Here is a 26,571-nt window from a genome sequence, read left to right on the forward strand (position 1 = left end):
TTAATAATGATGATAGCCTAACAAGGTATGGTTGCTGTTGAGAAAGCGGGTAGTATAATCTTTGGCTTTGCGGCAGGCTTTGTGCAGCGGATAATTTTGTGCCAGTAACGCCGTGATAGCCGCTGAAAGCACACAGCCTGAGCCGTGCTTGCCCACGTGTACCTGCTGCTTCGGCCGGAAAGATTTTGCCTCACCTTTATAGTATAAGTAATCATACCCCGGTTTCTCCTGGTTATGCCCGCCCTTTAGCAGTACATGGCAGTGTTGGCTTAGCTGGGCAGCGGCTTCTGGTACAGGTGTATCCGGTAGAAGCTGTTGCATCTCCAGCCAATTAGGAGTAATCAGGTATAGCTGCTTACAAAGCTCCTTTAGCTGCGCCGCCTGTACCTGCTCATGAAAAGTGAATCCTGCGCTGGCCTTCAGAATAGGGTCCCAGATCAGCCTGGTATCAGGCGAGAGTTTTTGCATCACATCCATTAGCTGCTGTAATACGTCCAAACTTGGCACCAGCCCGATTTTAGCATAGGGCACTTTATACTTGCGTAAAAAAATCTCAAGCTGCCGCTCCATCTGCTCCATACTTAGCCAATCTAAGCCCTCAAATTCTGATTCGTGCTGGTAGGTGATGGCAGTGCACACACTTAGCCCCTGCACTTTCAGCGCCTCGAAGGTTTTAATGTCTGCCGTTAAGCCCGCACCACCACTAGGGTCAAGCCCGGCGATGGTGAGGGTATAGGGCCTTTGTTTTGGCATGTAGTTTATACTTTTCATGTTGCTGCTTTTTTTGCTGACCTCGTTCCGAAAGCTTAGGCACGGGCTACAAGCTTGCGCCAGCAAGAGCGCCATTAGTTGCGTGGATAGAGGCTAAGAATAAATCTCCGCTCCCTTTGCTTTGGCATACTCCCGTAACTCCTGCGTAATTTTCATAGAGCAGAAGTGGGGGCCGCACATCGAGCAGAAGTGCGCTACTTTGGCACCTTCGGCAGGTAAAGTTTCGTCATGATATTCACGGGCGGTGTCAGGGTCGAGGGCAAGGTTAAACTGGTCTTGCCAGCGAAATTCGAAGCGGGCTTTGCTCAGGGCATTGTCGCGGTACTGCGCGCCCGGGTGGCCTTTGGCTAAGTCGGCGGCATGGGCAGCTAGTTTATAAGTGATCACCCCGTCCTTTACATCCTTTTTGTTCGGCAAGCCAAGGTGCTCTTTTGGTGTCACGTAGCAAAGCATAGCGGTGCCGTACCAACCAATCATAGCTGCGCCAATAGCTGAAGTGATGTGGTCGTAGCCAGGGGCTATGTCGGTAGTGAGCGGCCCTAACGTATAAAACGGCGCCTCACCGCATACTTCCAGTTGCTTGTCCATATTCTCTTTAATAAGGTGCATCGGTATGTGCCCAGGGCCCTCGATAATCACCTGCACATCATGCTTCCAGGCAATCTTTGTCAGTTCACCAAGTGTCTCCAGTTCAGAAAATTGAGCAGCATCGTTGGCATCAGCAATAGAGCCAGGGCGCAGGCCGTCACCCAATGAGAAAGCCACATCGTAAGCCTTCATTATCTCGCAGATCTCTTCGAAGTGCGTGTACAGGAAGTTTTCTTTATGATGGGCCAGGCACCACTTCGCCATAATAGAGCCACCTCTCGAAACTATTCCTGTTACACGGTTAGCCGTGAGCGGCACGTAGCGCAGCAGCACACCGGCATGTATGGTAAAGTAATCCACGCCCTGCTCTGCCTGCTCAATCAAAGTATCTCGGAAAATCTCCCACGTCAGGTCTTCGGCTTTACCGTTCACTTTTTCCAGCGCCTGGTAAATCGGAACGGTGCCAATCGGAACGGGAGCGTTGCGTATAATCCACTCGCGGGTTTCGTGGATGTTTTTGCCTGTAGAGAGGTCCATGATGGTATCGGCGCCCCAACGGCAGGCCCAAACAGCTTTCTCGACTTCTTCCTCTATACTTGAGGTAACAGCAGAATTACCGATGTTGGCGTTGATCTTCACCAGGAAGTTACGGCCAATGATCATGGGTTCGCTCTCGGGGTGGTTGATGTTGGAAGGAATAACGGCACGACCGGCAGCTACCTCCTGGCGCACAAACTCTGGCGTGATGTAGCCTTTCGGTGTGTTGGCTCCGAAGCTGTTACCGGCATGCTGGTGCCCCATTTCTGCATTCTCTGCCAGGCGCTGGTTCTCCCGGATGGCGATGTACTCCATCTCTGGTGTGATGATGCCTTTGCGGGCATAATGCAGCTGCGTTACATTCTGGCCTGCTTTGGCACGGTACGGTTTGCTCAGGTGCTGAAAGCGCAATGTCTCTAAGCTGGCATCATTCAGTCGCTCCTGCCCATACTCCGAAGTTATACTTGGCAGCTGCTCCACATCACCACGGCTCACAATCCACTCTTCGCGAAGCCTTGCCAGGCCCTGACGCACATCAATCTCTACTTCTGGGTCGGTAAAGGGGCCGCTAGTGTCATACACCGTGACAGGCGGGTTCTGCTCGCGCTCTTCTACACCCAGAAACTTGGTTAAGGTATCTTCTAAGGAGATTTCGCGCATGGCTACTTTTATATTATGTAGCTGGCCCGGTACGTACACTTTGCGTGAGCCCGGAAATGGCGTGCGCGTAATGGCACTGGCGGTAGGGGTTTTGTCTTGTCTCATGTTTTCTTCTTGTTGATTTTCTGTTGAAAGGGGAAAAGGAGCATCAGCCGCCCTGGGTAGCGCGAATGAGCGTGAGTCGGTCGTTGGGCTGCAGCAGGTAGGAGGCCCAGTTGCTTCGGGGTAAGACCTGGTCGTTAACGGCCACGGCTATGCCACGCTGTTGCTCGAGTTGCAAAAGCTGAAGCAAAGCAGATACGGAGGAAGGCTCAGAGAGCTCCTTAGCTTGGTTGTTTAAGAAAATTGTCATTGTTTGCTCGGGATAGGATGCAGCTAGCACTGGCGCTTACTGGCCGAGCAGAATTAAGAAGAAGCAGGAGGACAGGTGTGTATCTCGTCATAACTTTTCCCTTCGTCAGTGCTAACTGTATCAGGTTCAGAGGGTATTTCTCAGTCCTGCCTTTCTGTTTGGCGACAGGACACCCCTAAAGTGTTGTGCTAAAGGTATAAATTTTACTTTGTACTTTCCAAATCCATACTTGCTGGCTACACAAGTTTTAGTGATAGTAACCTAATGCGTGGTTTATACCATAGTAAATTTGGTGGCTTTAAAACCTAGTAGGCACTTTCCAATTGCTGAAGCTATATATTTATACTATTTTTAACCCCTGAGCTACTCCTATACATCAAAGAAATAAAACGATGAAATACAATCCTATCGGGCAGGAGCTGTTTGTGCACAACCGCCGGAACTTCTGCCGGCTGCTAAAGCCAGCCTCCATCGCCATATTCCACGCCAACGATGTAATGCCCACCAGTGCCGACGGCACGATGCCGTTTCGCCAGAGCAGCGATCTGTTTTACCTGACCGGCGTGGACCAGGAGGAAACCATCCTGCTGCTTTTCCCGGATTACAAAGACCAGCGGACGCAGGAAATCCTGTTTGTGCGCGAAACGAACGACCACATCCTGACCTGGGAGGGCTACAAGCTTACCAAGGAGCAGGCGCGGGAGGTGTCGGGCATCCAGCAGATCTACTGGACCCACCAGTTCGATCAGGTCCTGAACTCGCTGATCTTCGAGGCCGAGCACGTTTACCTGAACAGCAACGAGCACCTGCGTGCCGTGGTGGAGGTAGAAACCCGCGATGCCCGCTTTATCAAGAAACTGCAGGCGCACTACCCTTTGCACAAGTATGAGCGCAGTGCGCCCCTCATGCACCAGTTGCGTGCCATTAAATCTGAGCAGGAGGTAGCGCTGATACAGGAGGCCTGTAACATCACGGACAAGGCGTTTCGCCGGCTGCTCGGCTTCATCAAACCCGGCGTGATGGAGTATGAGATAGAGGCGGAACTGTACCACGAGTTTCTGCGCAACCGGTCCAAAGGCCCCGCTTACCCGCCCATTATTGCCTCGGGCCAGAATGCCTGCATCCTGCACTACGTGGACAACAGCCGCGAATGCAAGGACGGTGATCTGGTGCTGATGGACTTTGGTGCCGAATATGCCAACTACGCCGCCGACATGACCCGCACCATTCCCGTGAGCGGCACCTTTACCAAGCGGCAGCGCGAAGTATACGAGTCGGTGCTGGTGGTGATGAAAACGGCCATCCAAATGCTGGTGCCGGGCAACACCCTCGACCAGTACCACAAGTTTGTCGGCACGCTGATGGAGAACGAGCTTATTAAACTCGGCCTGCTGAAGGAGGAAGACGTGCGCAACCAGGACCCGGACAAGCCGCTGTACAAAAAATACTTTATGCACGGCACTTCCCACCACCTAGGCCTCGATGTGCATGACGTGGGAAATAAATTCCGCCCCTTTGAGGAGGGTATGGTGTTTACCTGCGAGCCGGGCATCTATATATGGGAAGAGAACATCGGTATCCGCCTGGAGAACGACATCCTGATCACGAAGAGCGGGCCAAAGGACCTGATGCAACACATCCCGCTAGAGGCCGACGACATTGAGCGGCTCATGAAGAAGAGAACCTGAGCAGGTACTGAACCGGAAGTATGCTAAGGATTACCACACTGTTGCTGGCAGCCCTTTTTCTTGTGCTCACACTCATTTTAGACCCTTTGCATCAAATTTTTTTTCAGAAAACAACCTTGTGCTGTCGTATCAGTTTGAAGTATAGGTTTAGCCACACTTGAATAAAAAGAGTGCAAAATTACGGTGTGGCTTCCAAGGTGTTATGTTTTATTAAACTCTGATCAGCCTATGGATAAAACTTTCCTCTCTCTCATAAAGCGTGCGGCTATACAGGCTTCTAAACGGCATCGGGTTCATTTTTTAGAAAAGAAAGTAAACTTGATTAATTATATGCACGTATTGTCATATCAAAATATACATTGTAGAACTATGCAAACACAATTATCGAAAATTTGTAAAATGGCTTTTGCACTGGTGTTCTTGCTTTCAGCAAGTTCTAACCTGTTTGCACAAAGCGGCGATCAAAGAACGAACATACAGATATACGGAAGTGCCTTACAGTATAAAGGAGACATCACAGGCGACAAAGACTTCGGTGACCTGGAATGGGGTGGTGGTCTCTCGCTTAACCGTTATATCAGCCCTTCGTTTGATGCAGGTCTGCACCTGACGTATGGTAGTACAGAGGCCAAAGGCACAGGTACTATGATGGGAAGCATGTTTGATGCCCAGATGGGTACTGCCATGTTAGGCTTACGCCTTAAACTGTATGGCAACATCCTGAAGGAGGACGCCTTTATCGGCCCGTACCTGCAGATTGCCGGTGGTGGTGCCTGGGCTAAGACAGACGCGATGCGCGCTGATGGCTCGATGCAGGAAGACGACAAGTTCTTCACGACTGCTGCCAGAGGTGGTGCCGGTATTCGTTTCCGCTTTTCTGATGCGGTGAGTGCCTTTGTTGAAACCAACTACATGGTTATTGGCCAGGACAAGATTGACGGCATGGACATGGGCGACAACGATCGTTTCCTGATGCACAACGTAGGCCTTGGCTTTAACCTGGGTAAGGCTACAGACACGGACATGGACGGTGTGCCGGACAGAAGAGACGAGTGCCCTGACACCCCAACTGGTGTGCAGGTAGACAAAAAAGGTTGCCCACTTGACGGTGACGCCGACGGTGTTCCGGATTACCAGGATGAGTGCCCTACTGAAGCAGGTGTTGCCAACCTGAATGGTTGCCCGGACCGCGACGGTGACGGTGTAGCTGACAAGAATGACCAGTGCCCTGATGAGGCCGGAACAGCTGCCACAAACGGTTGCCCTGACGCTGACGGTGACGGTGTTGCCGACAAAGACGACAAGTGCCCAGATACCCCAGCCGGTGTGCAGGTAGGTGCTGATGGTTGCGGTGTTGACACAGATGGTGACGGTGTTGCCGATTACGAAGATGCTTGCCCGAACACTGCAGGCCCTGGAATGGCGAACGGTTGCCCTGAACTGGATGCCGAAACGCTAAGATTACTGGAAGAGAAGGTTCGCTTCGAGTTTGACCAGGCCCGTGTACAGGATTCTTACAAGCAATTGCTGGATAGCATCGTAGTAGTTCTTGGTAAGTACCCGGATCACGTGCTGCTGATCAAAGGACACGCTGATTACATCGGTTCTGAAGAGTACAACCAGGCGCTTTCTGAAAGCCGTGCACAAGCTGTGAAGGATTACCTGATTCAGCAGGGTGTGCAGAACCCAGACCGTTTGGTAACAAAAGGTTACGGTGAGAGCCAGCCACTTGTACAGGTGAACGAGCGTCTGCCACGCCGCAGAACTGAAAGCCAGAGAGCCAGAAACAGAAGGGTAGGATTCGAAATGAACACCCCGGACATGCAGCTGAACCTGGAGTAATTAAAAGAAATTACCTAACACAAAAAGCCCCGCTGGCATAAGTCAGCGGGGCTTTTTGTGTTTATAAGAATTTATGATGCTGCTTTTGCCGCAATGCTGTTCCACAAAGTATAATTCGTGTAGCAGCGCCTAAAGGAAGTATGCGTTTAAGTGCGGCAAAGGCAAAGTTTAATTCAAGGTAGTGCCTTTTGGCTGTGAAGCTTAACTTATCTGGCACAGCCGGAATGCCTTTAAATGAATTGTGGTGGCAGGGATTTTACAAGTATAAAAAGTATAAGAACTTACCCGTTTTGCGCCAGCAAGTATAAAACAGCCATGCGGATGGCCACACCGTTTTCCACCTGGTTCAGGATAATGGAGTGGTTCGAATCAGCGGCATCAGAACTGAGCTCCACACCGCGGTTGATGGGGCCGGGGTGCATCAGCACAATCTCTTTGTTCAGGCTGTCCAGCAGCTTTTTGTCAATGCCGTAGTAGAGCGTGTACTCACGCAGCGAAGGAAAGAACTTCATTTGCTGGCGCTCCAGCTGGATGCGCAGCACATTGGCCACATCACACCACTCCAAAGCCCTGCGCACGTTTGTCTCCACTTTTACGCCCAACTGGGTGATGTGCTTTGGCAGCAGGGTGCTTGGCCCACACACCATCACCTCGGCGCCTTGTTTCTGGAGGGCAAAAATATTGGAAAGCGCCACCCGGGAGTGCAGAATATCACCGATGATCACCACCTTTTTGCCAGCTACCTCCCCTAACCTCTCCCGGATAGAAAACGAATCCAGCAGGGCCTGTGTCGGGTGTTCGTGCGTGCCGTCGCCGGCGTTTACGATGTTTGCCTTGATGTGCTTGCTCAGGAAGTGCGGGGCACCGGGGCTGGAGTGGCGCATCACAATCATGTCCACTTTCATTGCCAAGATGTTGTTTACCGTGTCCAGCAGCGTTTCGCCTTTTTTCACCGAAGAGGAGGAGGAGCTAAAGTTAATCACATCGGCCGACAGGCGCTTTTCAGCCAGCTCAAAGGAGAGGCGCGTGCGCGTGGAGTTCTCAAAGAAAACATTGGCAATGGTGATGTCGCGCAGCGAAGGCACTTTTTTGATGGGCCTGTTCAGAACATCTTTAAAATTATCAGCCGTCTCAAAGATGAGCTGGATGTCTTGTGGGGTGATGTCTTTGATGCCTAACAGGTGCCGGACGCTGAGCTCTTGCATGGGGGGAGAATATTTATTCGTCGGATTTGGTGATAAGCCATATGGCATCTTCTGCTGCCTGCTCGCCTTGCCACTCCACCAAAACCCGCTGGCTAAGCAGGGAATTTACCTGCCGCCCCACATAGGTTGGCTGAATGGGCAGGTGGCGCGTGTACAGGCGGTCGATAAGCACGAGCAACTCCACATTGGCCGGACGGCCGTAGGCGATCATGGCATCCAGCGCCGCCCGCACCGAGCGGCCCGTGTACAGCACGTCATCCACCAGGATTACCTTTTTGCCCTCTACCAGGAAATCAATCTTAGTGGCATTGGCGGCAATCGGTGTATCGCGGCGGCGGAAATCATCGCGGTGGAAAGTGGTATCGAGTAGGCCGGTAGGCACTTGTTTGCCTAGAATGGCGGCTAAGGTGCTCTGAATACGCTGGGCTACGTACTTGCCACGCGGCTGGAGGCCCAGAATAACAGAATCAGAAAAATCACCGTGGCTCTCGATGAGCTGGTGGCACAGGCGCATCACCATGATCTCGAGCAGTTGCTGGTTTACGATGAGTCTTTTCTGCATAGCGGAAGAATCTGTTGCAAATATAGAAAGTCAGGTGAAGATGCGAAAGTTTTTGGGAAATTAGCGTGAAAGGAGGAGATGGTTTAAAGTATGGCTGCGGTGCTTGTGCTGGTCTATGCTTGCATAGGTGCGGCTATACTTATTTCAGCGGCATTACCTGGCGCGGGCGCCCGCTAATGCACATGACTGCTTCTGCAATGCAACAAAGGCTAAGTCCCCCTTTGAAGGGGGTAGGGGGATGTTTTACTCCTGCGGATAATTCCCCTCCTCGGAGGGGCAGGAGCTGCGAGGGCTCCAACTAGAGCCCTCGCAGCTCCTGCGAGCGTCTGACGAAGTATAGCTTTCAAACTACCTCCTCAAAAGCTGATCTTATTGATATAAAATACTCTTCTAGGTGGCCCGTTCTCCTGGCGGATGCGCTGGAAGCCAAAAGCGGCCATGCTGTTGCCGTACCAGCGGATAATTCCGGGCTGGTCTACACCCAGAGACTTTTCTTTCTCCCGGTAGAGCTTAATCTCCAGCTTGGTTTCCTCATCCTCATACTTGTTTTCGTTCATGATGTGGTACAAGATTTCGTTGTCCTTTGGGTAAGCCATAACTACGCGGCCATCGGGGAAGTGCTGCAACTCCACCGAATGGCGCAGATCATACGTGGTGACGCCGGAGAGCCTAAAGGTGTTGTCCCAAAGCAAAGTGCCATTTCTATCAAAGCTTAAAACAACGGCATGGCTGCGTTTGATCTCCTCCGGCTCCCTGTACCGGGCAAGGATAGGAGCTATGCCCGGGTGGCCGATGTTACTGCCTTTGTACACCGAGTAGTACGCCTCTGCGCCCAGCAAATAGCCAGTGGGCGTCACAATCAGGTCGTGGAGGAGCAGGCGGTAGTTGTAGCCCGGTTTGCGGCCGGCACGCAGTCGCTCTGCCTCGCGCCGGCGGGTACGCGCTTCGCGGCGCGGCTTCATGTACTTTAAAAAATTCTTAAGCTGCAGCATGTTGTAAAATTCTCCCTCTACCGCGTCGGCAGAGAGGGGCATGGTGAAAAAGCCCTGGCTGTAGCGCAGGTCGCGGGAGCCATACGTGCCGATCAAGAGCTTCTGAGTAGTGTCGCCGGGTGTTATCTCGGCATTTAGCAGGCTCTTGTCCTCTTTCTGGAGTACAAAAAAGTTACGCAGCAGTTTCCCCTGTGCGTCAAAGCTTTTCACCTGTAAACGCGAAATGCGCCCGTTCGATTCGGTTAGCACCGCATCCACACGCCCCTGTTCCGGATCTGCCAGCAAATCAGAGAATTTAGACTCATCGCCGTAAATAGAGGGCAGCCGTTTTACCTCGGCAGAGGCAGGGTTGAGGTGAAACAGCACGGGCTTCTGGTCTTTGCTGTTCTGGCCAATGATAAAGTAGTTGCCTTTTAGTACGTTAAATTCGTAAATGGCATCGATATGCTCCAGCTCGAACCGCTTGTGCCGTACGCTTCCTGTTTTGTGATGCAGGCGCACAAAAGTATATTCCTGGTAATCATCACCATCAAATGCCAGGTAGGTGTAAGGCGCTTCGGTGTAGTAGCGGATAAAGTCGCTGTCAGGCGATATTTGGGCAGTGTCGCTCCATACTTCCTCCAACTTGTGGTTATACTTGGTGAACCGGAAGGTGGCAATCGTTTCCCAGGCATTACTAACCTTGTGGTACACCAGCAAGCTGCTGTCGGGTAGGGCAATAACCTCCACCTCGGTTTCTTCGGGTATCAGGGGCAGTTCCAGGCGTATAGGCTGCGTGGGTTCCTGTGCCAGCAGCGGCAGGAGCACAAAGGCCAGGATCAGGGTGAGCAGGTAACGGGCGTGTCGCATAAGGTTCGTGTGTTAGTGCTATCCTGTGGCGGAAGAGGGCAAGGTGCTGGCTTCCGTTTTGCCGGGCAAGGTATTTCCTGTCTTCAGTGTTTGCCCACAAAATAAAACTTAACCATGCCCGGATATAAAAATAGCGGCTAAAGCATTTTACTGCAATTAGCCGCCATTCGTTGTTTTTTGCTGCGTGTAATTTCAGGCGCTAATTGCCCAAAGCCAGCAATACATCAAACTCCTCGGCTTTCAGCGGCATTACGGAAAGGCGCGACTGGCGGAGCAGCGCAATATCCTGCAACCGCTCGTCTTTCTTGATCTGCTCCAATGTTACAGGCTCCTTAAAGTCACGGAAGGGCACCAGGTCTACCACCACCCACTTGCCCTGTTCCTCAGAGGTTGGGTCGGGGTAAGCGGCTTTATCCACCTTGGCAATGCCCACAATGGCCTTTTCGGATACGCTGTGGTAGAACAGCACCAGGTCGCCGGGCTGCATTTGCTGCATGTTGTTGCGGGCCTGGTAGTTGCGTACGCCGTCCCACATGGTGCGGCCGTCTTTCACTAAGTCTGCCCAGGAGTATTTATCAGGTTCTGATTTTGCTAACCAGTGTTGCATTTGTAAAGTGTGTAAGGGTGTAAAGGAACGGGGCGGCAACGGTTGGATTATGGCCGCTCCAGGTTTTTTGGTTTAAAGTACAGTTTTAGGTTGACGATGGCGGCTCCTACAAGCAAGCCGTAGATTAGCCACAGCAGGGTAGGGGGCACCGCATCGGTAAAGTGCAAAGCCACTGCAAAAACAAACAGCCAGGCTGTTACCAATTTCCTTTTTTGAAGTGTAAGTGTCTCGAATGTTTTCATGCGCATTTAGTAAAGTCTTTTGGTGTTTGTTTTGTTTTGACTGCGTGCCTGCCGGTATAGCAGCACCTCGTTTGCGAGCACGGCAAAAAGTATCCCCAGCACAATGCCTGTCCAAAAAGGATCGGCGCGAAGTATAACAAGTATGGCTACCAGCACCTGCAGGCCCACCCGCAGGAGGGTTCTGCTGTTCAACGAAAGGTTTTGGAGTGTTTTCATGGCAGTGTAGGGCTAAGGTTTCGCTGATTTCTTGTGCTTTACAAATATCCAGACCTCCAGAGCAAACTGCACCAGGAGCACACCTAACAGCATGCCCCCAAAAAGGCTGATAAACCTGTCGGCCATTACGAGGGCCATAAACGCCATAAGCAGCAACATGGCAGCTATGGTTCGGGTTGTTTTGGAAAGGCTTCTGTAATACAGCATAGGCGTTTCAGCTTATAGATTGACGCTTGAACAGAGCACCACTTATATCGGCAGACCAAAGCTCCGGAAATCAGCCTGCCACAGCCAGTACCGCTCCGGAAAGGGAGTAGCCATCGGAAAGAGGTTCATTCTTCAACTATAACGTAAAGCCGGGTAAGCTTTTATTCTAATATTCTATGCGCTGCACTTTCAGCAAACTGTCGCTGCTCTGCACTATTCTGATTTTGTACTCCAGTGGAGGGTTGCTGCCCTCCTCCATGCGTACCTGCACGAGGTTTTTTTCCAACTGCTCCCAGGTGCCTTCCTCCTCCTGCAGCCCGTCGGTTGGGGCAATCTCGTAGCGCTTAATCACGCCGCCGGGCTCCAGCGTAAAGCCTGTGCGGCCCCGCGAAGGCGGAAAATCATATGTGTTCGGGCGGTAGGCCCAGATGCCATCACTATCTTCCTCAAAAGAATGCAGCCATGTCTTGCCCACTAACTGAGTGGCCAGCTTGTCGTTTTTCTTGCAGGTAACCGCCATAAACGTCAGGCACAGCAGGCATAGCAACGAAGCGTATTTCATAGTTTGGGTAAATGTTTATATGCTAAGATAGGTGATTTTGCCTGGATATAGAAGTATAAGAATGTAACTATTTGCACCAGGGGTGATGGCTGGGTGGCATGGGCGCTCTAGCTTCTATATACGAGGCTGCGCCAAAATAGAGTTGCCGATCGGGCACGAAACGATGGCGCGCCGCTGCCATGGTTCGGCCGCTTTTTCTATCTTTGTAGTACACAGACAAGAATCAGGCTTTGGAAAATAAGAAGATTATAAAACAGTTTAAGCTAGCGGCCGAACTGATGGAGCTGCACGACGAGAATCCCTTTAAGATCCGCTCGTACACCAATGCGGTGGGCGCGCTGGAACTGGTGGAGGAGCCGCTGGAGCAGCTGACGCAGGCGCAGTTAGAAGGTATACAGGGCGTGGGCAAAGGCATCGCGGCCAAGATCATCGAGATCAACCAAAACGGCTCTTTTGCCGAGCTGGACCAGATGCTGCAGGTAACGCCGAACGGCGTGGTGGAGATGCTTCGTATTAAGGGCATAGGGCCTAAAAAAGTGCGTAACCTTTGGAAAGAGCTCGGTGCCGAAACGGTGGAGGAACTGCTGGAGGCCTGCGAGCAGGACAAGGTAAGCAAGCTGAAAGGCTTCGGTGCCAAAACGCAGGAAAACATCAGGCAGGCGCTGCTTTTCACGCAGCAGAACCGGGGCAAGCTGCTTTATGCCGAGGCAGAAAGTATGGCAGCGCAGCTGCATGAAAGTATACAAAACGTTTTGCCAAACGCTGAAGTGGAGTTGGTGGGCGATGTGCGCCGCCGCCTGGAGATTGTGGAAAGCCTGCAGTTTATACTTGCCACCGAGGCGCCGGTGCAGGCACAGCAGGCGCTGCAAAGTATAGATGAGCTGGAGGAAAATGTGAAAGCCTCAGGTCCGCTGGTGTGGCGCGGCCACCATGCCACGAGTAATTTATCGGTGGAGGTGAAGCTGGTGCCGAATGCACGGTTTGCCAACGAGGTGTTCCTGCACTCTGCCGCTGTCGAGCACCTGGCGCAGCATTTTACCAGCAGCACCAACCTGCTGACGGTGGTGCGGGAGCAGGGCTATGATTCGGAGGCGGACATTTACAAATCAGCGGGCATGGCCTATATTGCGCCGGAACTGCGCGAAGGAACTAACGAGCTGCAACTGGCGCTGGAGAATAAATTGCCTACGCTACTGGAGTTATCCGATCTGAAAGGCAGCCTGCACAACCACAGCACCTATTCCGACGGGGCGCACACGCTGGAGCAAATGGCCATCTTCCTGCGCGACGAAGGCTACGAATACCTGGGTATTTCTGATCATTCTAAAACCGCATCCTACGCCGGTGGCTTGCGCGAGGGTGATGTGCTGCGCCAGCAAAAAGAGATCGATGAACTGAACAAGAAGCTGGCTCCTTTCAGAATATTTAAAGGCATTGAGTCTGATATTTTGGGCGACGGCTCGCTGGATTATGCCGAGGACATTCTGAAGACGTTCGACTTTGTAGTGGCCAGCATCCACAGCAGCCTGAACATGGATGAGCAGAAGGCTACCACACGACTCATCACCGCTATCGAGAACCCGTACACCACCATGCTTGGCCACCCAACCGGTCGGTTATTACTGCGCCGCGAGGGCTACCCGATCAACCATAAAATGGTGATTGATGCCTGCGCTGCCAACAACGTCATCATCGAGATCAATTCAAACCCCTGGCGCCTCGACCTGGACTGGCGCTACGTGCAGTATGCGCTCGAGAAAGGAGTGCTGCTAAGTATAAACCCGGATGCCCACCACACCAACGGCTATGCCGACATGAAGTATGGCGTGCTGATGGGCCGCAAAGGAGGCCTTACCAAAGAGATGACCTTTAACACGAAATCGGTGGAGGAAGTGGCGCAGTATTTCAGGGAGCGGAAGGAGAAAATAAAGTAGCAGGAGAAACTGGCGCAAGCGTCCGCTTGTGCCGACGTGCACGAAAATCTCCTTCCGAACTTATTGCTAGCGCAAGGCACAAGCGGACGCTTGCGCCAGAACATTAGAGTATAACATGCCTAAAATTCTCATACTCCGTTTTTCATCTATCGGCGACATCGTGCTGACGACGCCGGTGATCCGCTGCATTAAAGAGCAGGTGCCGGGGGCGGAGGTGCATTACTGTACCAAGAAAGCATTTCAACCCATACTTGCCAACAACCCGCACGTGGACAAGGTGCATGTGCTGGAGGATAGCCTGAACAAACTGGTGCAGGAGCTGAAAGCTGAGAGCTTCGATTATGTGGTAGATTTGCACAACAACCTGCGTACTCGCATCATCAAGACCAGGCTACGGAAGCCCAGCCGCAGCTTCGACAAGCTGAATTATGAGAAGTGGCTGATGGTGAACTTTAAGCGCAACCAACTGCCGGATGTGCACATCGTGCAGCGTTATTTAGATACCGCTGCTGCCCTGGGCGTGAAAGACGATGGCAAAGGGCTGGAGTATTTCATCCCTGCCCAGGACGATGTGGACCTGCAGACGCTGCCGGAGCCTTTCCGGAACGGGTACGTGGCCTTTGCCATCGGAGCGCAGCACTTCACTAAGCGCCTGCCTACGCCACGCATTGTGGAACTGTGTGAACAGTTTCAGCAGCCGGTCATACTTTTGGGAGGAAAGGAAGATGCTGCCACCGGGGAGGAAATAGCTGCTCATTTCGATACACTGAACACGACACACGGCACACGAACAACTAGCAACGAGCAACGAACAACGGTTTACAATGCCTGCGGCAAGTATAACCTCAACGGCTCGGCCTCGTTGGTAAGGCAGGCAGCGCAGGTGGTAAGTCACGACACGGGCCTGATGCACATTGCGTCGGCTTTTCAGAAAGACATCATCAGCGTGTGGGGCAACACAATTCCGGAATTCGGCATGTATCCGTTCCGCACCAGGTATAAAGTGCTGGAAGTACACGGCCTCAGCTGCCGTCCTTGCTCCAAAATAGGCTACAGCAAATGTCCAAAAGGGCATTTCAAATGCATGTGGGATATCCCGTTCAATGATTTAAATTTTAACGAAGAAGCTAATACTTATGGCCAAATATAACTTAGACTGGCAGGAAACAGATGTGCAACTGATTGAGGCCATGCTGCTGGCAACCGGCGGCGAAGGAGGGGCCTCGCTGCAGAACGTACTGCTGATGATTGATGCCGTGGGCGGTGATGTGCCCTCGCTGCAGGAGGTGGAGCAGGGGCTGGAAAAGCTGATGGCCGTCAACTATGTGCGCGTGCACAAAAACAAGCTGTCGCTCTCGCCACAGTTTATGCAGGAGTATGAAGCCATTGCCGGTGCTGAAAATGAGCAGGAGGAACTGCAGAAGCTGCTGAAGACAAAGGAACTAACGGCTGAAGGAATGGACGAGCCTAAAATCCTCCTCAAGAAGTATAAAGTCCGCAATTACTACCAGGCCTACCTGGAGCAGTTCGGAGGATAGTATTGGAATAGGAAGGAATCGAGGACAGATTCTTTCCTTAAAAAAGAGCCGCTGAAACAGCTTCAGCGGCTCTTCTTATATACAAAATTGATTCAAGCGTCCGCTTGTGCCGACGTGCACGAATTCATACTTGCCCCAATACTTCTTTTCAGTTCAAGCATGCTCCAGATAAGATCAAAGGTGAACCAACTTAGCTTCACAAATCCCTTCACACTACTGTCATCTTCGCGATAGGAGAGATCTTTTCAAAATTCCGGATGGATTTCTCGCCCTGCTCGAAATGACAAATGTATCATATAAGCATGTTGGTACTAGCTGACGCTTGCGCCATACTACCATAAAAAGCCGAAGCCGCTGCTCTGTTGGAGCAGCGGCTTCGGCTTTTTATCGAGAACAGTAGAAGCAGAATCAAAAAAAGGTTCTCGCAAATTCCTGCTTCCTAACGCTAATCAATCTTCTCAAAGCCCAGGTATGGGTGCAGCACCTTTGGCATGTTGATGCCTTCTGGCGTCTGGTTGTTCTCCAGGATAGCGGCTACGATGCGCGGCAGGGCCAGGGCGCTACCGTTCAGCGTGTGCAGCAGCTGTGTTTTGCCCGACTCGTTCTTATAGCGCAGCTTCAGGCGGTTGGCCTGGTAGGTCTCGAAGTTAGAGGCAGAACTCACCTCCAGCCAGCGGCCCTGGGCGGCAGAGTATACCTCCATGTCGTAGGTGAGGGCGGAGGTGAAGCCCATGTCGCCGCCGCACAGGCGCAGCACGCGGTAAGGCAGCTCCAGCTTCTGCAGCAGCCCCTGAATGTAGTGGCTCATCTCCTCCAGCGTCTCGTATGATTTCTCCGGCAGCGTTACCTGCACAATCTCTACTTTGTCGAACTGGTGCAGGCGGTTCAGGCCGCGGACATCGGCACCCCAGGAGCCTGCCTCACGGCGGAAGCAAGGCGTATGGCCGGTGTTCTTGAGCGGGAGCTTGTCAACCGGGATTATCTCGTCGCGGTACATGTTCGTGATCGGCACCTCAGCCGTCGGGATCAGGTACAGGTTGTCTGCCGTGGCATGGTACATCTGGCCGTCCTTATCCGGCAGCTGGCCTGTACCGTAGCCGGAGGCCTCGTTTACCAGGATCGGGGCCTGCACTTCCACGTAGCCGGCATTCATCGCCTCATTCAGGAAGAAGTTAATAAGCGCGCGCTGCAGCCGGGCTCCCTTGCCTTTGTAGAAAGGGAAACCAGCACCGGACACTTTATTGCCTAATTCAAAATCGATGATGTCATACTTCTGGATCAGCTCCCAATGCGGCTGCGCGCCTTCGTGCAGTTGCGGAATCTGCCCGTGCTCCAGCACGACCTCGTTGTCTTCGGCGCTTCTGCCGGCCGGCACGCTTTCGTGCGGCAGGTTGGGCAGTTTGTATAGCGATTTCTGGATTTCCTCCTCTACCGACGACAGCTGCTCTGCCAGGAACTTGATCTGCTGCTTCAGGTCGGCAGTTTCTGCTTTGGCTACCTCGGCTTTCTCGCGCTCCCCGTTTTTCATCAGCATGCCGATTTCCTTGGCGTTAGCATTGGCCTGGCTCTGCAGGGTGTCATGCTCGTTCTGCACCTGGCGTCGCTGCTGGTCGAGCCCCAGCAGGATGGCTACTTCTTCGGCCGCGTTTTTGTAGTTTTTCTTGTTCAAACCGGCAATCACCTGCTCGGTCTGCTCTCTTAAAACTGTAAGCTGTAGCATAGTTAAGTGTTATGTAGAAGCACAAAAATAGACTTTTTTAGGTAGTCAGTGCCCTTTACGAAATATTTTAACTCAAATTTGAAACTTTTTGTATAAAAAGCCCCGTAATATTTGTTAATTATAAGGCATTGCAATAACATTGTGGTACAATTGAGGATGGCCGTTTTCCTGTGCCCATCTGACTCTTTCGCAATCTATTCTATATTTCCTGACAAAAAAGTAATTCTCTCGCTTTGGCCGCACACCGCGCAACCTGGCAAGTTACGTTAACTACCATACCATTATTTATGTACAAAATTGAAGAAATGAAAGATAGGCTTCTTTCAGAGCTCAAAGAAATTGCTGAGGACCTGGGTGTTAAGAACTTCAAAAAGCTTAGCAAACAAGAGATCATCTACAAGATCCTCGACCAGCAAGCCGTAACTCCTCCAGAAACCCTATCAAAAAAGTACAAATCTCCAGTTCCTGCCGCTTCTTCTGATTCTGATTCGCCAGCAGATAACACAGACACAACTGTAAGTGAGCCCGCCAAAGACAGTGAGCCTGTAAGTGTAAGCGAACCTGCCGAACGCCCTGCTCCAGTTGCCAGAAGGACCGCAGAAGCGCCACAAAAAACCGAGCGCCGTGCACGCACGCAAACTGTAAAGAGTGCTGAAGACACCACCAAGGCATTTGTACCGGCAGAATCTCCGGTAAAGGACCATGGCTCGCAGAACAACCGGGAGCGCGTGCGCCGCGACCCACGCAGCGAAAGTAAGGAGGAAGGCCGCAACGAGAGCAGAGACAACCGAGGCAACGATTCCCGCGATAACCGCAACGACAGCCGTAGCAACGAGAACAGCAGCAGCAACAGAGACCATAACCGCCAGGATACACGCAGCCAGGATACGAGAGAATCCAGAAACGATAACCGCGGCAACGATAACAGGGAGCAGCGAACTGAAAACCGTGAGAACCGCAACGAGAGTCGTAATGATAACCGCGGCAACGACAACCGTGAGAACCGCAACGACAGCCGAAGCAACGACAATAACCCACGCCGTAACAACTCACAGCAGGGCGGCAATACCACTAACTTTAAAGAGTTTGATGGCATTATCCTAAACGAGGGTGTGCTGGAACTGATGCAGGATGGGTATGGCTTCCTGCGCTCCACGCATTATAACTACCTTGCCTCTCCGGATGATATCTACGTTTCTCCGTCGCAGATCAAGCTTTTTGGTTTGAAGACTGGTGACACGGTGAAAGGCCAGATCCGTCCGCCGAAAGAAGGCGAAAAATACTTTGCCCTGCTGAAAGTGGAAACCATCAATGGACGTACCACCGAGGAAATCCGTGACCGTATCCCGTTCCAGCACCTGACGCCGCTTTTCCCGGAAGAGCGCCTGCAACTGACAACACGCCCCAGCCAGCTATCTACCAGAATTCTGGACCTTTTTGCCCCAATTGGTAAAGGCCAGCGTGGTATGATCGTGGCACAGCCGAAGACCGGTAAAACCGTGTTGCTGAAAGAAATAGCGAACGCCATCACCGAGAATCACCCGGAAGTATACCTGATGATTTTGTTGATTGATGAGCGTCCGGAAGAAGTAACGGACATGGCCCGTAGCGTAAACGCCGAGGTAATTGCCTCTACGTTTGATGAGACGGCCGAGCGTCATGTGAAAGTATCGAGCATTGTGCTGGATAAAGCAAAGCGCATGGTGGAGTGCGGCCACGACGTGGTTATCCTGCTTGACTCGATCACCCGTTTGGCCCGTGCTTATAACACTGTGGTTCCATCTTCTGGTAAGATCTTATCGGGTGGTGTGGATGCCAACGCGCTGCACAAGCCGAAGCGTTTCTTCGGTGCGGCCCGTAACGTGGAGAACGGCGGCTCACTGACCATTATCGCCACTGCCCTGATTGATACGGGCTCTAAGATGGACGAAGTAATTTTCGAAGAATTCAAGGGTACCGGTAACATGGAACTGCAGCTGGATCGCAAACTGGCGAACAGACGCACATACCCTGCCATCGACGTGCCTGCTTCCGGCACACGCCGTGAGGACCTGCTGATGGACAGAGACGAACTGAACCGTATCTGGATCCTGCGCAAGTTCATGTCCGACATGAATTCTATCGAAGCGATGGAGTTCCTGAAGGAAAGAATGAAGGGCACCAAGAGCAACGAGGAGTTCCTGATTTCGATGAACGGATAGCGGTAGCCGTTAACGTAACTTATACTTGCAGCCTGCCATACGTTGATGTATGGCAGGCTGCTTTGTTTTTTTCGTCCTTGTTAGCGGTGGCTATACTTGTTGCAGCCATACTTGCATAGTGGCGGCTGTGCTGTTTACATTCCCTGGCGCAAGCGTCCGCTTGTGTCGTTGACTGCTTCGATTTTAAGCAGTTTACACTTCCATAGCTGCTGCTTTCTTCAACTTGAAGCAAGCTATCTTTTCTAGCTCCCGTTCATCCTCCAGCTCCCAATCACCAAATGTTTCACCTCATACTTTGGAGCGCTCACGGCTGGGGTAGGGGCCCTATATGAGCGAGGCCCCGTCCTGGGGGTAGGGGCCCTCGATCAGGGCATCGCGCTGGGACCTTTTCTTTGCTCGCTTCGCTTTGCAATCCCGCTCCCGCGGGACCGAAAAACTCCAAAGGCGCTCTTTTTCGAGGGCCCCTACCCCCACCCAAGGACTGGAAACGGTTCAGATAGCCGCTGCTTTTGCTTCCTCCCTTTACAGGATTTGTAGGGACAGGTCGCGAACTGTCCGCGCGATACCGCCAGACATGAAACTTATACTTGAGAAACAGTAATTACTGGAAATTCCCCTCTCGGGAGGGGCAGGGGTGGGTTAGTACAGACCACAGCAGTTTCACCACATGTTAGCTTAAAGACCTCGCAGCGTGCGCAGCTCCTGCGAGCGTCTGGCACATTTTTCTGAGAAGCCCCCATTCCTAATTCATAATTCAAAACAACTATCTCCAAAACGAATACTCCGGTTGCAGCAGTAGGTAGAACGTGTAGGTGGCTACAAAGCCGAAGATGATGTGTGCGAAAACGAGGGTGTGCAGGTAGGACCAAAGTTGCAGGAGAGGCGGACGCGGGTGGATTAGGAAGAAGAAATACCAGACCGCCATACCGACCACACCGTTTATGCAACCGAAGAAAAGTCCCCAGGAGGCAGTCATCAGGCCGAGGCCGGCATCCCAAAGCGCCAGGTACACGAGTGCAAAGAATATGCCCACCGCGTAATGTGCCAGCGTCCCTACTATTTTAACAGTTGTTCCCTCCGCCAGGCTGCCATCAGGCTGTGTGCGGTTGAGGAGCATGGTTCCCAGAATGCGGACAACTTTCATTACCCGGTGCGTGGCGTACGAAAGCAAGTATAAAAAAGCAGTCATGGCGGCTGTTCCGGCGATGCCTGCTACGACAGCGTCTAAAAATTTCATAGGCACAAACTTTATAGAGCTATACGGTGCAGTGGCGGCAGGTTTACATTCTCCAGTTGCGCAACAGCAGCATCAGTACAAAAGCAAGACTGATGCACAGCGAGGAGAGCTTGTTCATCAGCATGGAGTTCTCGTAATTCACGGCCCGCCGGTCTTTCAGCGCACGCAGCGCCCAGCCCGAAAAGAAGTAAACGATGGGAGCGGTGCAGACCAGGTATATGAAAATACTACGCACCTGCTCCGTTGTAAAGTATAGCCAGAGCAACAGCCCTGTGCCCGCCAGCAAGCTAAGTGCCGCGAAAAGATAGGTGCCCCGGATGCCCAGCACAAGGCTAAGCGTGCGGTCGCCGCGGCGGCTGTCTTCGGCATGCTGGTAAATCTGGGTAAGCGGATAGGAGCCGCAGAGCAGGAGCGTGCTCACCAGCGCGAACCAGATGTTGGGCGCTTGCAGCACCTCTTGCAGCGCCATGCCAGCGCCTAACTGCACCAGCAGAAAAGTATACGCACCCTGGAAAAAAGTGACGATGAACGTGCTGATAAAGGGATAGCGCTTGAGCCGGATGCCTTCGTAGCTGTAGGCTTTGGAGGTGAGCAGGTACAAGGCAACAAGGCAGGCGAAAAGCGGGGAGAGCAGCAGCCCGGAAACAACGGCCGCAATATCGAACAGTAACACGAGGTGCATCAGTTGGCGCGTCACTTTGGGTGGATGCTTTAAGCCGCCAATGCTTCCCTCGTCGCGGTCGAAATAAGAGTTGTAGCCGTTGCTGGCCGGGTACACGAGGAGGTGCAGGATCAGGAAAACAACCAGTGCCCGCCAAACCTCTAGATGCGGCATGGCACTAAGGGCAAACCAGAAAATCGGCATCAGAAACACCGAAAAAGGTATCCGCATCAGTGTAAGTGCATTCCTGTAACTGTTCATGGACAATGCGGCTTGGTTTAGCACCTGGAAACTAATTAGGTATACATCCCACTTCCTGAAGTATAACAGCCTCGTCTGAGGGACTGTGCAGCATAGGTAGCAGGTATAAATATATCAAAAACTTAAGACTTGCCGATACGGTGGAGCAAGTATAAATGAGCCTTTCAGGCAGCTGCCGGGTCAGGATAGCCGATCAGGTAAATAACGTTTTTGCCTAGGCCGGCGCCAGCCCGGCCCACACGCCAGGTATAGCCCGTGGCGGTAACCTGTTTCGACAGCTGCTGCAGTTGCTCAGGGGTATAAATGCGCAGCAGCGAAACGGTGCCGTCCCAGATAATGCCCAGCGGAATGAGTGGGATGATGTACGTGTAAAAAAGCCTGCCCAGGTTAAATGGCCGGATAAAAGGCGTTACCACAAGTATAGCCACCGGGAAAGCAAACCACAAAAGCAGCAGCTCTATCCAGCTCTTTTTTGCCCCTTCAAAAATCCCGATGGCGGCACGCTTGTCTGCCGCATCCTGAAGTATAGCCCTGGCCACAACTGGCGGAAAATGGTGAAACGAAGAGAAGATAGTGCGCACACTGGTAATACTTTCCGGAACGGCAGTGGCATCCACAGGCTCAGGTATAAAGTCGATGGCACCTTCGGATTGCCGGTTCAGGTACTCGTAGGCGGCAATGTTCGGATAAAGGTCGGAGAGGGTGACGCCGATGGTGGTGCCCATGCGCTGGCTTAGCTGCTTTTGCGTGGCTCCAATGCCACCGCCTGCCCCGGAGCAGAGATCGGTGACGTGGCGCTGCTGCGTACGCTCCAGCAGCTCCTGCAACAGTGGCAGGGCGGCTTCATAGGCGTTCAACTTCGTGATCATGAAGCGCAGGAAATCGAGCATGCCCTGCCGGATGATGTGCGGAAACCACGGCTGGTCTTCTAACTCAAAAAGCTGGAGGCGAAAGTTCAAGGGCTGTTTTTAGATGCAGGTACAGCAAACACGCCCAAAATGTTTCTGCCTGCCCCTTATGGCCTGCAACAAGTGTGTTGGTGAGGATTAGGCAATGCCTCCGTCGCTGGCACCCACGCGCAGGCCGTTTCCTGTGTTGCTGAAAAACTGCCAGTACTCCGCAACGGGCTTTGTCGGGTCTGGCAGCACGGAAAGGCGCGTGCCGTCGCTGAAGTATAGCAGCAGGCCTAGGTAATCCTGCTGCTCTATGCGCTCTACCACCAGGTTTGGGTTGTCGTTCACCAGTTCCAGCAGGCGCTGGTCGCTCATGCTGGAGCCGGGCTTTTTCCAGTCCCACACCGGCGAGGGCAAACCGGCCTCACGCCTGCGTATAAAAATCTCTTCCTGTTTGATAGTTGCCCCCGAAGGCTGCAGCAGCTGCCACGGGCAATTCACCCCCAACGTCATTTCGCCCACATCCAGCACGAGCCCCTGTCGCGTGGTATAGTGCGTGTGCCCGAAATGAAAATACTGCACCGCCTCATTGCGGGTGGTCTTGGTAAGCGGAAGCCCGATAACACTGTCGAAAGCCTGTTGTAGAGTATTTTCCATTTGCTGAGTAGATGAACGTTTCTTTGAAATTATTCTCAAACCACATATTTTCAACCTGCCATACAAAGTTTAAACATGCTTGCGTTAAGGCAAAGATAACCAGCGGTTCCCACAGATGGTAGTTTTGCCTGTGCTTCACTAAGTTTTGCGTTGGATTTTCCTTGGAAGTTGTGCACAAAAGGTATCTTTGCTGTCTGTTTGTAAGAGAAGTGAAAAGGAATTTTTGGAGGGGAACCTCTGTTTGATAGCAATGCCGAAAGAGCAAGAGAAAATACAGAAGCCTAAAACATCAGCCGCCAAAAAAGTTGTGCGCTTTTTCTGGAAGGTTTTTTTCCTGGGAGCAGCCGTGGTCCTGGGCTATCTGCTGAGCGTGGAGTACAACCTTTTCTACCTGTTTGGCTCCTCGCCCAGCCTCGATAAGCTCGAAAACCCACGTTCTGACCTGGCCTCCGAGTTATACACCGCCGATGGGCAACTGATTGGTAAATACTTCAAGGAGAACCGCAGCCCCGTCAGCTACAATGACGTGTCGCCGCAGCTGATCCAGGCGCTCGTTGCGACGGAGGATATCCGGTTTTACGAGCACTCAGGCATTGACCCGCAGGCTATTGTGTCGGCGGTATACGGTACGTTGCAGGGTGATGCCCGTGGTGGCAGTACCATTACGCAGCAGCTGGCCAAAAACCTTTACAAAACACGCACCGACAACTCCAAAGGCGCATTGGGCTACATCCCCGGCCTGAACATCGTTATCTCCAAAACCAAGGAATGGCTTACGGCCATCAAACTGGAGCAGCGCTACACCAAGGAAGAGATACTGGCGATGTACCTGAACACGGTGGATTTCGGCTCTAATTCCTTCGGTATAAAAGTAGCGTCCAGCACCTTCTTCAATACTTCGCCAGATAGCCTGAAGGTGGAGCAGGCGGCCGTGCTGGTCGGCTTGCTGAAGGCCCCGACTTATTACAGCCCGCGTTTTAACCCGGAGAATGCCACCCGCCGCCGCAACACGGTGCTGGCCCAGATGGCCAAGTATGGCTACCTGCCCGCAACAGCCGTAGACTCGCTAAGCCAGTTGCCGTTGGTGCTCGACTACAGCGTAGAGAACCATTACGACGGCCCCGCTACTTATTTCAGGGGCGCAGTGGCTGATTACCTGCAGGAGTGGTGCAAAGAGAATGGCTACGACCTGTACCGCGACGGCCTGAAGATTTACACCACCATCGACTCTAGAATACAGGCGCATGCCGAGGCAGCCATGGAAGAGCACATGCGCAAGCTGCAAAACCGCTTCGACAATCACTGGAAGGGACGCAACCCATGGGTGGATGAGAAGGATAAGGAGATTCCCGGGTTTATTGAGCAGACCATCCAACGCACCGCCTATTACAAACGCCTGAAAGAGAAGTATGGCAACGATCAGGCAGCCATAAACCGCGAACTGAACCGACCGCGCGAGATGAAGGTGTTTACCTGGGACAACGACTCGCTGGAGAAAACTGTGACCATGAGCCCGCTGGACTCGCTGGCCTATTACAAGCACTTCCTGCACGGCGGTATGATGACGATGGATCCGTTCACAGGCCATATTAAGGCGTGGGTTGGTGGCATCAACTTCAAGTACTTTAAGTATGACCACGTGAAACAGGCGCGTCGCCAGCCGGGGTCTACCTTCAAACCGTTTGTGTATGTCTCCGCCATTGATAACGGCTACTCGCCCTGCGACAAGATCGTGGACAAGCGCATTACGATCAATTACGTGGAGAACGGCGAGAAAAAAAGCTGGTCGCCCACCAACGCCGATTGGGAGTATACGGGTGCGCCGATGACGCTGCGCCGTGCCATGGGTAAGTCGGTAAACTCGGTGACGGCACAACTGACGGAGCGGGTAGGCTGGGAGACCGTGGTGAAGTATGCAAAGCGCCTGGGCATTACGAGTCCGCTGCAGGCGGTTCCCTCTATTGGTCTTGGCCCAAGTGATGTTTCCATTTTCGAGATGGTAGGAGCTTACAGTACTTTCCCGAACCACGGCTTCCACACCGATCCCATGTTCATCACCCGCATCGAAGACCGCAACGGCAACCTGATTCACCAGTTCACACCGAAGCAGAAGAAGGTGCTGAGTGAAGAAACAGCATTCCTGATGATGCACATGCTGAAAGGCGGTATGGAAGAACCGGGCGGCACCTCGCAGGCTTTGTGGGAGTACGATCTCTGGGAAGGAAACGAAATCGGCGGAAAGACGGGTACTACCTCAAACCACTCGGATGGCTGGTTTATGGGTGTGACCAAGGACCTGGTAACCGGCGTTTGGGTAGGCGGCGAAGACCGCAGCATTCACTTCCGTACGTCGCAGCTGGGTGAAGGCTCTAAAACTGCGCTGCCGGTGTATGGCCTGTTCATGGAGCGCATTTACCAGGACAAGGACCTGGGTTATACCATGGGGCGTTTCCCGGGACCGGGCGTCAAGATCAATAAGAAGTATAACTGCACTACCATTCTGCCCCGCCAAACCGTACCTGACTCCGCCGCTGTGGATTCGGTGCTGGAATTGCTGAACATGGGCAACATCATTTAGTACACCTACAAGAGTAAAAGCAGCAGGGCCAGCTATCAGTGATAGCTGGCCCTGCTGCTTTTAGTATAAACGGGTTGTTAGTCTTTCTCTGTTTCGTAAAAAGATTCCAGTGCATCCTCCAGGTTAGAGTACTCAAAGGTAAAACCCGTCTGCAGTACCTTGTTAGCGCTTACCCGCTGGCCAGTCAGGATTACCTCACTCATCTCACCCATCATCAGGTTAATGGCAAAGGCAGGCACTTTGGGCAGTACCAGCGGCTTTTTCATAGATTCCGCCAATTCCTGGGTAAACATCTTGTTTGTAACCGGGTTTGGCGCCACGGCATTGTAAACCCCTACAAACTGCTTGTCTTCTATGGCGCGGATAAACAGGCGGCAGGCATCGTCTATGTGCACCCACGACATGTATTGCTTGCCAGAGCCAAGTGGCGCGCCCGCCATCATCTTCATTGGTTTGGCCATTTGCGGCAACGCGCCTCCCTTTGTGCTAAGCACGATGCCCAGCCGAAGTATAACCGTGCGGATGTTGAGGTCGCGCATTTGCCAGGCAGCGCCTTCCCAGGCCTTGCATACTTCAGCCAGGAAGTCATCGGCGTAGGTGCTCTCCTCTGACACCAGTTTATCGCCGGAGTTGCCGTAGATGCCGATGGCAGAGGAGGAGATAAAGCCTTTCACGTGATGCTCGGAGGTACCAAGGCATTTATGCAGCAGGTTTATGCTTTCGGTGCGGCTTTTAAGGATTTCTTTCTTGCGCTCGTCCGTCCACTTTTCGGCGGCCACGCTTGCCCCCGCCAGATTTATAATATAATCCGCATACGTGATGGCGTTGTCGTCAATATAACCCTCCTTTACGTCCCACTTGAATGTTTTGTAAGAGGATACCTTGTTGGGGCTCCGGCTAAGGTGCGCCACTTCGTAACCAAGGTCTATCAGCATTTCAGACAAACGCATGCCTATCAAACCTGAACCTCCCGTAATTAAAATTTTGCCTGGCATAAGCTATGTATCAATT

24 protein-coding genes and 1 riboswitch are annotated in these 26,571 nt (G+C 52.4%); of the genes, 7 read left to right on the plus strand and 17 right to left on the minus strand.

Annotation, left to right across the window (positions count from 1 at the left end):
* The 3 genes from A0W33_RS11805 to thiS form a co-directional block, all read right to left on the minus strand.
* Entirely contained in the window at positions 1 to 771 is a 771-nt protein-coding gene (locus A0W33_RS11805) for a hydroxymethylpyrimidine/phosphomethylpyrimidine kinase (RefSeq protein ID WP_172798113.1), read from the minus strand.
* A gap of 93 nt (positions 772 to 864) precedes the next feature.
* Positions 865 to 2,661 carry a phosphomethylpyrimidine synthase ThiC gene (gene thiC, locus A0W33_RS11810; RefSeq protein WP_082815215.1) on the minus strand — a complete coding sequence of 599 codons (1,797 nt, stop codon included), beginning with the start codon at positions 2,659 to 2,661 and terminating at the stop codon, positions 865 to 867.
* A gap of 43 nt (positions 2,662 to 2,704) precedes the next feature.
* A complete protein-coding gene (gene thiS / locus A0W33_RS11815; protein ID WP_068838324.1) occupies positions 2,705 to 2,908 on the minus strand; it encodes a sulfur carrier protein ThiS in 204 nt (67 codons plus the stop codon).
* An 80-nt stretch (positions 2,909 to 2,988) separates the two neighbouring features.
* Positions 2,989 to 3,095, minus strand: a riboswitch (TPP riboswitch).
* A 205-nt stretch (positions 3,096 to 3,300) separates the two neighbouring features.
* Between thiS and A0W33_RS11820 the strand changes: the two genes are divergently transcribed.
* A complete protein-coding gene (locus tag A0W33_RS11820) occupies positions 3,301 to 4,596 on the plus strand; it encodes an aminopeptidase P N-terminal domain-containing protein (RefSeq protein ID WP_068838325.1) in 1,296 nt (431 codons plus the stop codon).
* A gap of 369 nt (positions 4,597 to 4,965) precedes the next feature.
* Entirely contained in the window at positions 4,966 to 6,438 is a 1,473-nt protein-coding gene (locus A0W33_RS11825) for an OmpA family protein (protein WP_074937225.1), read from the plus strand.
* A 281-nt stretch (positions 6,439 to 6,719) separates the two neighbouring features.
* Here A0W33_RS11825 and A0W33_RS11830 read toward each other — a convergent pair whose 3' ends face one another.
* From A0W33_RS11830 to A0W33_RS11865, 8 genes are all read right to left on the minus strand, one after another.
* Positions 6,720 to 7,643, minus strand: coding sequence for an aspartate carbamoyltransferase catalytic subunit (locus tag A0W33_RS11830; RefSeq protein ID WP_068838327.1), 924 nt, complete (start codon positions 7,641 to 7,643; stop codon positions 6,720 to 6,722).
* 13 nt (positions 7,644 to 7,656) lie between these two features.
* Positions 7,657 to 8,205, minus strand: a complete 549-nt coding sequence (gene pyrR / locus A0W33_RS11835; RefSeq protein ID WP_068838328.1) for a bifunctional pyr operon transcriptional regulator/uracil phosphoribosyltransferase PyrR — start codon at positions 8,203 to 8,205, stop codon at positions 7,657 to 7,659.
* Between the two features lie 356 nt (positions 8,206 to 8,561).
* The gene (locus A0W33_RS11840) at positions 8,562 to 10,046 is read right to left on the minus strand and encodes a hypothetical protein (RefSeq protein ID WP_068838329.1); all 1,485 of its coding nucleotides are present in this window, start codon (positions 10,044 to 10,046) and stop codon (positions 8,562 to 8,564) included.
* A 199-nt stretch (positions 10,047 to 10,245) separates the two neighbouring features.
* Entirely contained in the window at positions 10,246 to 10,653 is a 408-nt protein-coding gene (locus A0W33_RS11845; RefSeq protein ID WP_068838330.1) for an EVE domain-containing protein, read from the minus strand.
* Between the two features lie 47 nt (positions 10,654 to 10,700).
* Positions 10,701 to 10,895 carry a hypothetical protein gene (locus A0W33_RS11850; RefSeq protein WP_157578032.1) on the minus strand — a complete coding sequence of 65 codons (195 nt, stop codon included), beginning with the start codon at positions 10,893 to 10,895 and terminating at the stop codon, positions 10,701 to 10,703.
* 6 nt (positions 10,896 to 10,901) lie between these two features.
* Positions 10,902 to 11,111 carry a hypothetical protein gene (locus A0W33_RS11855; RefSeq protein ID WP_068838332.1) on the minus strand — a complete coding sequence of 70 codons (210 nt, stop codon included), beginning with the start codon at positions 11,109 to 11,111 and terminating at the stop codon, positions 10,902 to 10,904.
* 12 nt (positions 11,112 to 11,123) lie between these two features.
* Entirely contained in the window at positions 11,124 to 11,318 is a 195-nt protein-coding gene (locus A0W33_RS11860) for a hypothetical protein (protein ID WP_068838333.1), read from the minus strand.
* A 166-nt stretch (positions 11,319 to 11,484) separates the two neighbouring features.
* The gene (locus tag A0W33_RS11865) at positions 11,485 to 11,880 is read right to left on the minus strand and encodes a hypothetical protein (protein ID WP_068838334.1); all 396 of its coding nucleotides are present in this window, start codon (positions 11,878 to 11,880) and stop codon (positions 11,485 to 11,487) included.
* 230 nt (positions 11,881 to 12,110) lie between these two features.
* Here A0W33_RS11865 and polX point away from each other — a divergent pair, with 230 nt between their 5' ends.
* From polX to A0W33_RS11880, 3 genes are all read left to right on the plus strand, one after another.
* Positions 12,111 to 13,814 carry a DNA polymerase/3'-5' exonuclease PolX gene (gene polX, locus A0W33_RS11870; RefSeq protein WP_068838335.1) on the plus strand — a complete coding sequence of 568 codons (1,704 nt, stop codon included), beginning with the start codon at positions 12,111 to 12,113 and terminating at the stop codon, positions 13,812 to 13,814.
* A 115-nt stretch (positions 13,815 to 13,929) separates the two neighbouring features.
* Positions 13,930 to 14,964, plus strand: coding sequence for a glycosyltransferase family 9 protein (locus A0W33_RS11875; protein ID WP_068838336.1), 1,035 nt, complete (start codon positions 13,930 to 13,932; stop codon positions 14,962 to 14,964).
* The gene (locus tag A0W33_RS11880) at positions 14,951 to 15,352 is read left to right on the plus strand and encodes a hypothetical protein (RefSeq protein WP_068838337.1); all 402 of its coding nucleotides are present in this window, start codon (positions 14,951 to 14,953) and stop codon (positions 15,350 to 15,352) included. The genes A0W33_RS11875 and A0W33_RS11880 overlap by 14 nt, the downstream gene beginning before the upstream one ends.
* A 445-nt stretch (positions 15,353 to 15,797) precedes the next feature.
* Here A0W33_RS11880 and serS read toward each other — a convergent pair whose 3' ends face one another.
* Positions 15,798 to 17,072, minus strand: coding sequence for a serine--tRNA ligase (gene serS / locus A0W33_RS11885; RefSeq protein WP_068838338.1), 1,275 nt, complete (start codon positions 17,070 to 17,072; stop codon positions 15,798 to 15,800).
* A gap of 287 nt (positions 17,073 to 17,359) precedes the next feature.
* On the opposite strand from serS, the gene rho reads away from it, so the two are divergent.
* A complete protein-coding gene (gene rho, locus A0W33_RS11890; protein ID WP_068838339.1) occupies positions 17,360 to 19,273 on the plus strand; it encodes a transcription termination factor Rho in 1,914 nt (637 codons plus the stop codon).
* 763 nt (positions 19,274 to 20,036) lie between these two features.
* Here the strand turns inward: rho and A0W33_RS11895 are convergent.
* From A0W33_RS11895 to A0W33_RS11910, 4 genes are all read right to left on the minus strand, one after another.
* Positions 20,037 to 20,510, minus strand: a complete 474-nt coding sequence (locus A0W33_RS11895; RefSeq protein ID WP_068838340.1) for a hypothetical protein — start codon at positions 20,508 to 20,510, stop codon at positions 20,037 to 20,039.
* Between the two features lie 43 nt (positions 20,511 to 20,553).
* Positions 20,554 to 21,432, minus strand: coding sequence for a UbiA family prenyltransferase (locus A0W33_RS11900; RefSeq protein WP_068838341.1), 879 nt, complete (start codon positions 21,430 to 21,432; stop codon positions 20,554 to 20,556).
* A gap of 164 nt (positions 21,433 to 21,596) precedes the next feature.
* The gene (locus A0W33_RS11905; RefSeq protein ID WP_068838342.1) at positions 21,597 to 22,391 is read right to left on the minus strand and encodes a hypothetical protein; all 795 of its coding nucleotides are present in this window, start codon (positions 22,389 to 22,391) and stop codon (positions 21,597 to 21,599) included.
* 87 nt (positions 22,392 to 22,478) lie between these two features.
* The gene (locus A0W33_RS11910; protein ID WP_068838343.1) at positions 22,479 to 22,982 is read right to left on the minus strand and encodes a hypothetical protein; all 504 of its coding nucleotides are present in this window, start codon (positions 22,980 to 22,982) and stop codon (positions 22,479 to 22,481) included.
* Between the two features lie 250 nt (positions 22,983 to 23,232).
* On the opposite strand from A0W33_RS11910, the gene A0W33_RS11915 reads away from it, so the two are divergent.
* Positions 23,233 to 25,560 carry a penicillin-binding protein 1A gene (locus A0W33_RS11915; protein ID WP_229802165.1) on the plus strand — a complete coding sequence of 776 codons (2,328 nt, stop codon included), beginning with the start codon at positions 23,233 to 23,235 and terminating at the stop codon, positions 25,558 to 25,560.
* A gap of 77 nt (positions 25,561 to 25,637) precedes the next feature.
* Here the strand turns inward: A0W33_RS11915 and A0W33_RS11920 are convergent, their stop codons facing one another.
* Positions 25,638 to 26,555, minus strand: coding sequence for a TIGR01777 family oxidoreductase (locus A0W33_RS11920; RefSeq protein ID WP_068838344.1), 918 nt, complete (start codon positions 26,553 to 26,555; stop codon positions 25,638 to 25,640).
* Positions 26,556 to 26,571 lie beyond the last annotated feature (16 nt).

The sequence above is a fragment of the Pontibacter akesuensis genome (genome assembly GCF_001611675.1).
Classification (GTDB): domain Bacteria; phylum Bacteroidota; class Bacteroidia; order Cytophagales; family Hymenobacteraceae; genus Pontibacter; species Pontibacter akesuensis.

Excerpts from the sequence above, each read along its gene's own strand:
- thiS (WP_068838324.1), bottom strand. The coding sequence starts at position 2,908 with ATGACAATTTTCTTAAACAACCAAGCTAAGGAGCTCTCTGAGCCTTCC.
- A0W33_RS11915 (WP_229802165.1), top strand. The coding sequence starts at position 23,233 with ATGCCGAAAGAGCAAGAGAAAATACAGAAGCCTAAAACATCAGCCGCC.
- A0W33_RS11880 (WP_068838337.1), top strand. The coding sequence starts at position 14,951 with ATGGCCAAATATAACTTAGACTGGCAGGAAACAGATGTGCAACTGATT.
- A0W33_RS11840 (WP_068838329.1), bottom strand. The coding sequence starts at position 10,046 with ATGCGACACGCCCGTTACCTGCTCACCCTGATCCTGGCCTTTGTGCTC.
- A0W33_RS11895 (WP_068838340.1), bottom strand. The coding sequence starts at position 20,510 with ATGAAATTTTTAGACGCTGTCGTAGCAGGCATCGCCGGAACAGCCGCC.
- A0W33_RS11830 (WP_068838327.1), bottom strand. The coding sequence starts at position 7,643 with ATGCAAGAGCTCAGCGTCCGGCACCTGTTAGGCATCAAAGACATCACC.
- A0W33_RS11805 (WP_172798113.1), bottom strand. The coding sequence starts at position 771 with ATGAAAAGTATAAACTACATGCCAAAACAAAGGCCCTATACCCTCACC.
- pyrR (WP_068838328.1), bottom strand. The coding sequence starts at position 8,205 with ATGCAGAAAAGACTCATCGTAAACCAGCAACTGCTCGAGATCATGGTG.
- A0W33_RS11850 (WP_157578032.1), bottom strand. The coding sequence starts at position 10,895 with ATGAAAACATTCGAGACACTTACACTTCAAAAAAGGAAATTGGTAACA.
- A0W33_RS11855 (WP_068838332.1), bottom strand. The coding sequence starts at position 11,111 with ATGAAAACACTCCAAAACCTTTCGTTGAACAGCAGAACCCTCCTGCGG.
- thiC (WP_082815215.1), bottom strand. The coding sequence starts at position 2,661 with ATGAGACAAGACAAAACCCCTACCGCCAGTGCCATTACGCGCACGCCA.
- A0W33_RS11860 (WP_068838333.1), bottom strand. The coding sequence starts at position 11,318 with ATGCTGTATTACAGAAGCCTTTCCAAAACAACCCGAACCATAGCTGCC.
- A0W33_RS11900 (WP_068838341.1), bottom strand. The coding sequence starts at position 21,432 with ATGAACAGTTACAGGAATGCACTTACACTGATGCGGATACCTTTTTCG.
- A0W33_RS11825 (WP_074937225.1), top strand. The coding sequence starts at position 4,966 with ATGCAAACACAATTATCGAAAATTTGTAAAATGGCTTTTGCACTGGTG.
- rho (WP_068838339.1), top strand. The coding sequence starts at position 17,360 with ATGTACAAAATTGAAGAAATGAAAGATAGGCTTCTTTCAGAGCTCAAA.
- A0W33_RS11865 (WP_068838334.1), bottom strand. The coding sequence starts at position 11,880 with ATGAAATACGCTTCGTTGCTATGCCTGCTGTGCCTGACGTTTATGGCG.
- A0W33_RS11910 (WP_068838343.1), bottom strand. The coding sequence starts at position 22,982 with ATGGAAAATACTCTACAACAGGCTTTCGACAGTGTTATCGGGCTTCCG.
- A0W33_RS11920 (WP_068838344.1), bottom strand. The coding sequence starts at position 26,555 with ATGCCAGGCAAAATTTTAATTACGGGAGGTTCAGGTTTGATAGGCATG.
- A0W33_RS11875 (WP_068838336.1), top strand. The coding sequence starts at position 13,930 with ATGCCTAAAATTCTCATACTCCGTTTTTCATCTATCGGCGACATCGTG.
- A0W33_RS11820 (WP_068838325.1), top strand. The coding sequence starts at position 3,301 with ATGAAATACAATCCTATCGGGCAGGAGCTGTTTGTGCACAACCGCCGG.
- serS (WP_068838338.1), bottom strand. The coding sequence starts at position 17,072 with ATGCTACAGCTTACAGTTTTAAGAGAGCAGACCGAGCAGGTGATTGCC.
- A0W33_RS11845 (WP_068838330.1), bottom strand. The coding sequence starts at position 10,653 with ATGCAACACTGGTTAGCAAAATCAGAACCTGATAAATACTCCTGGGCA.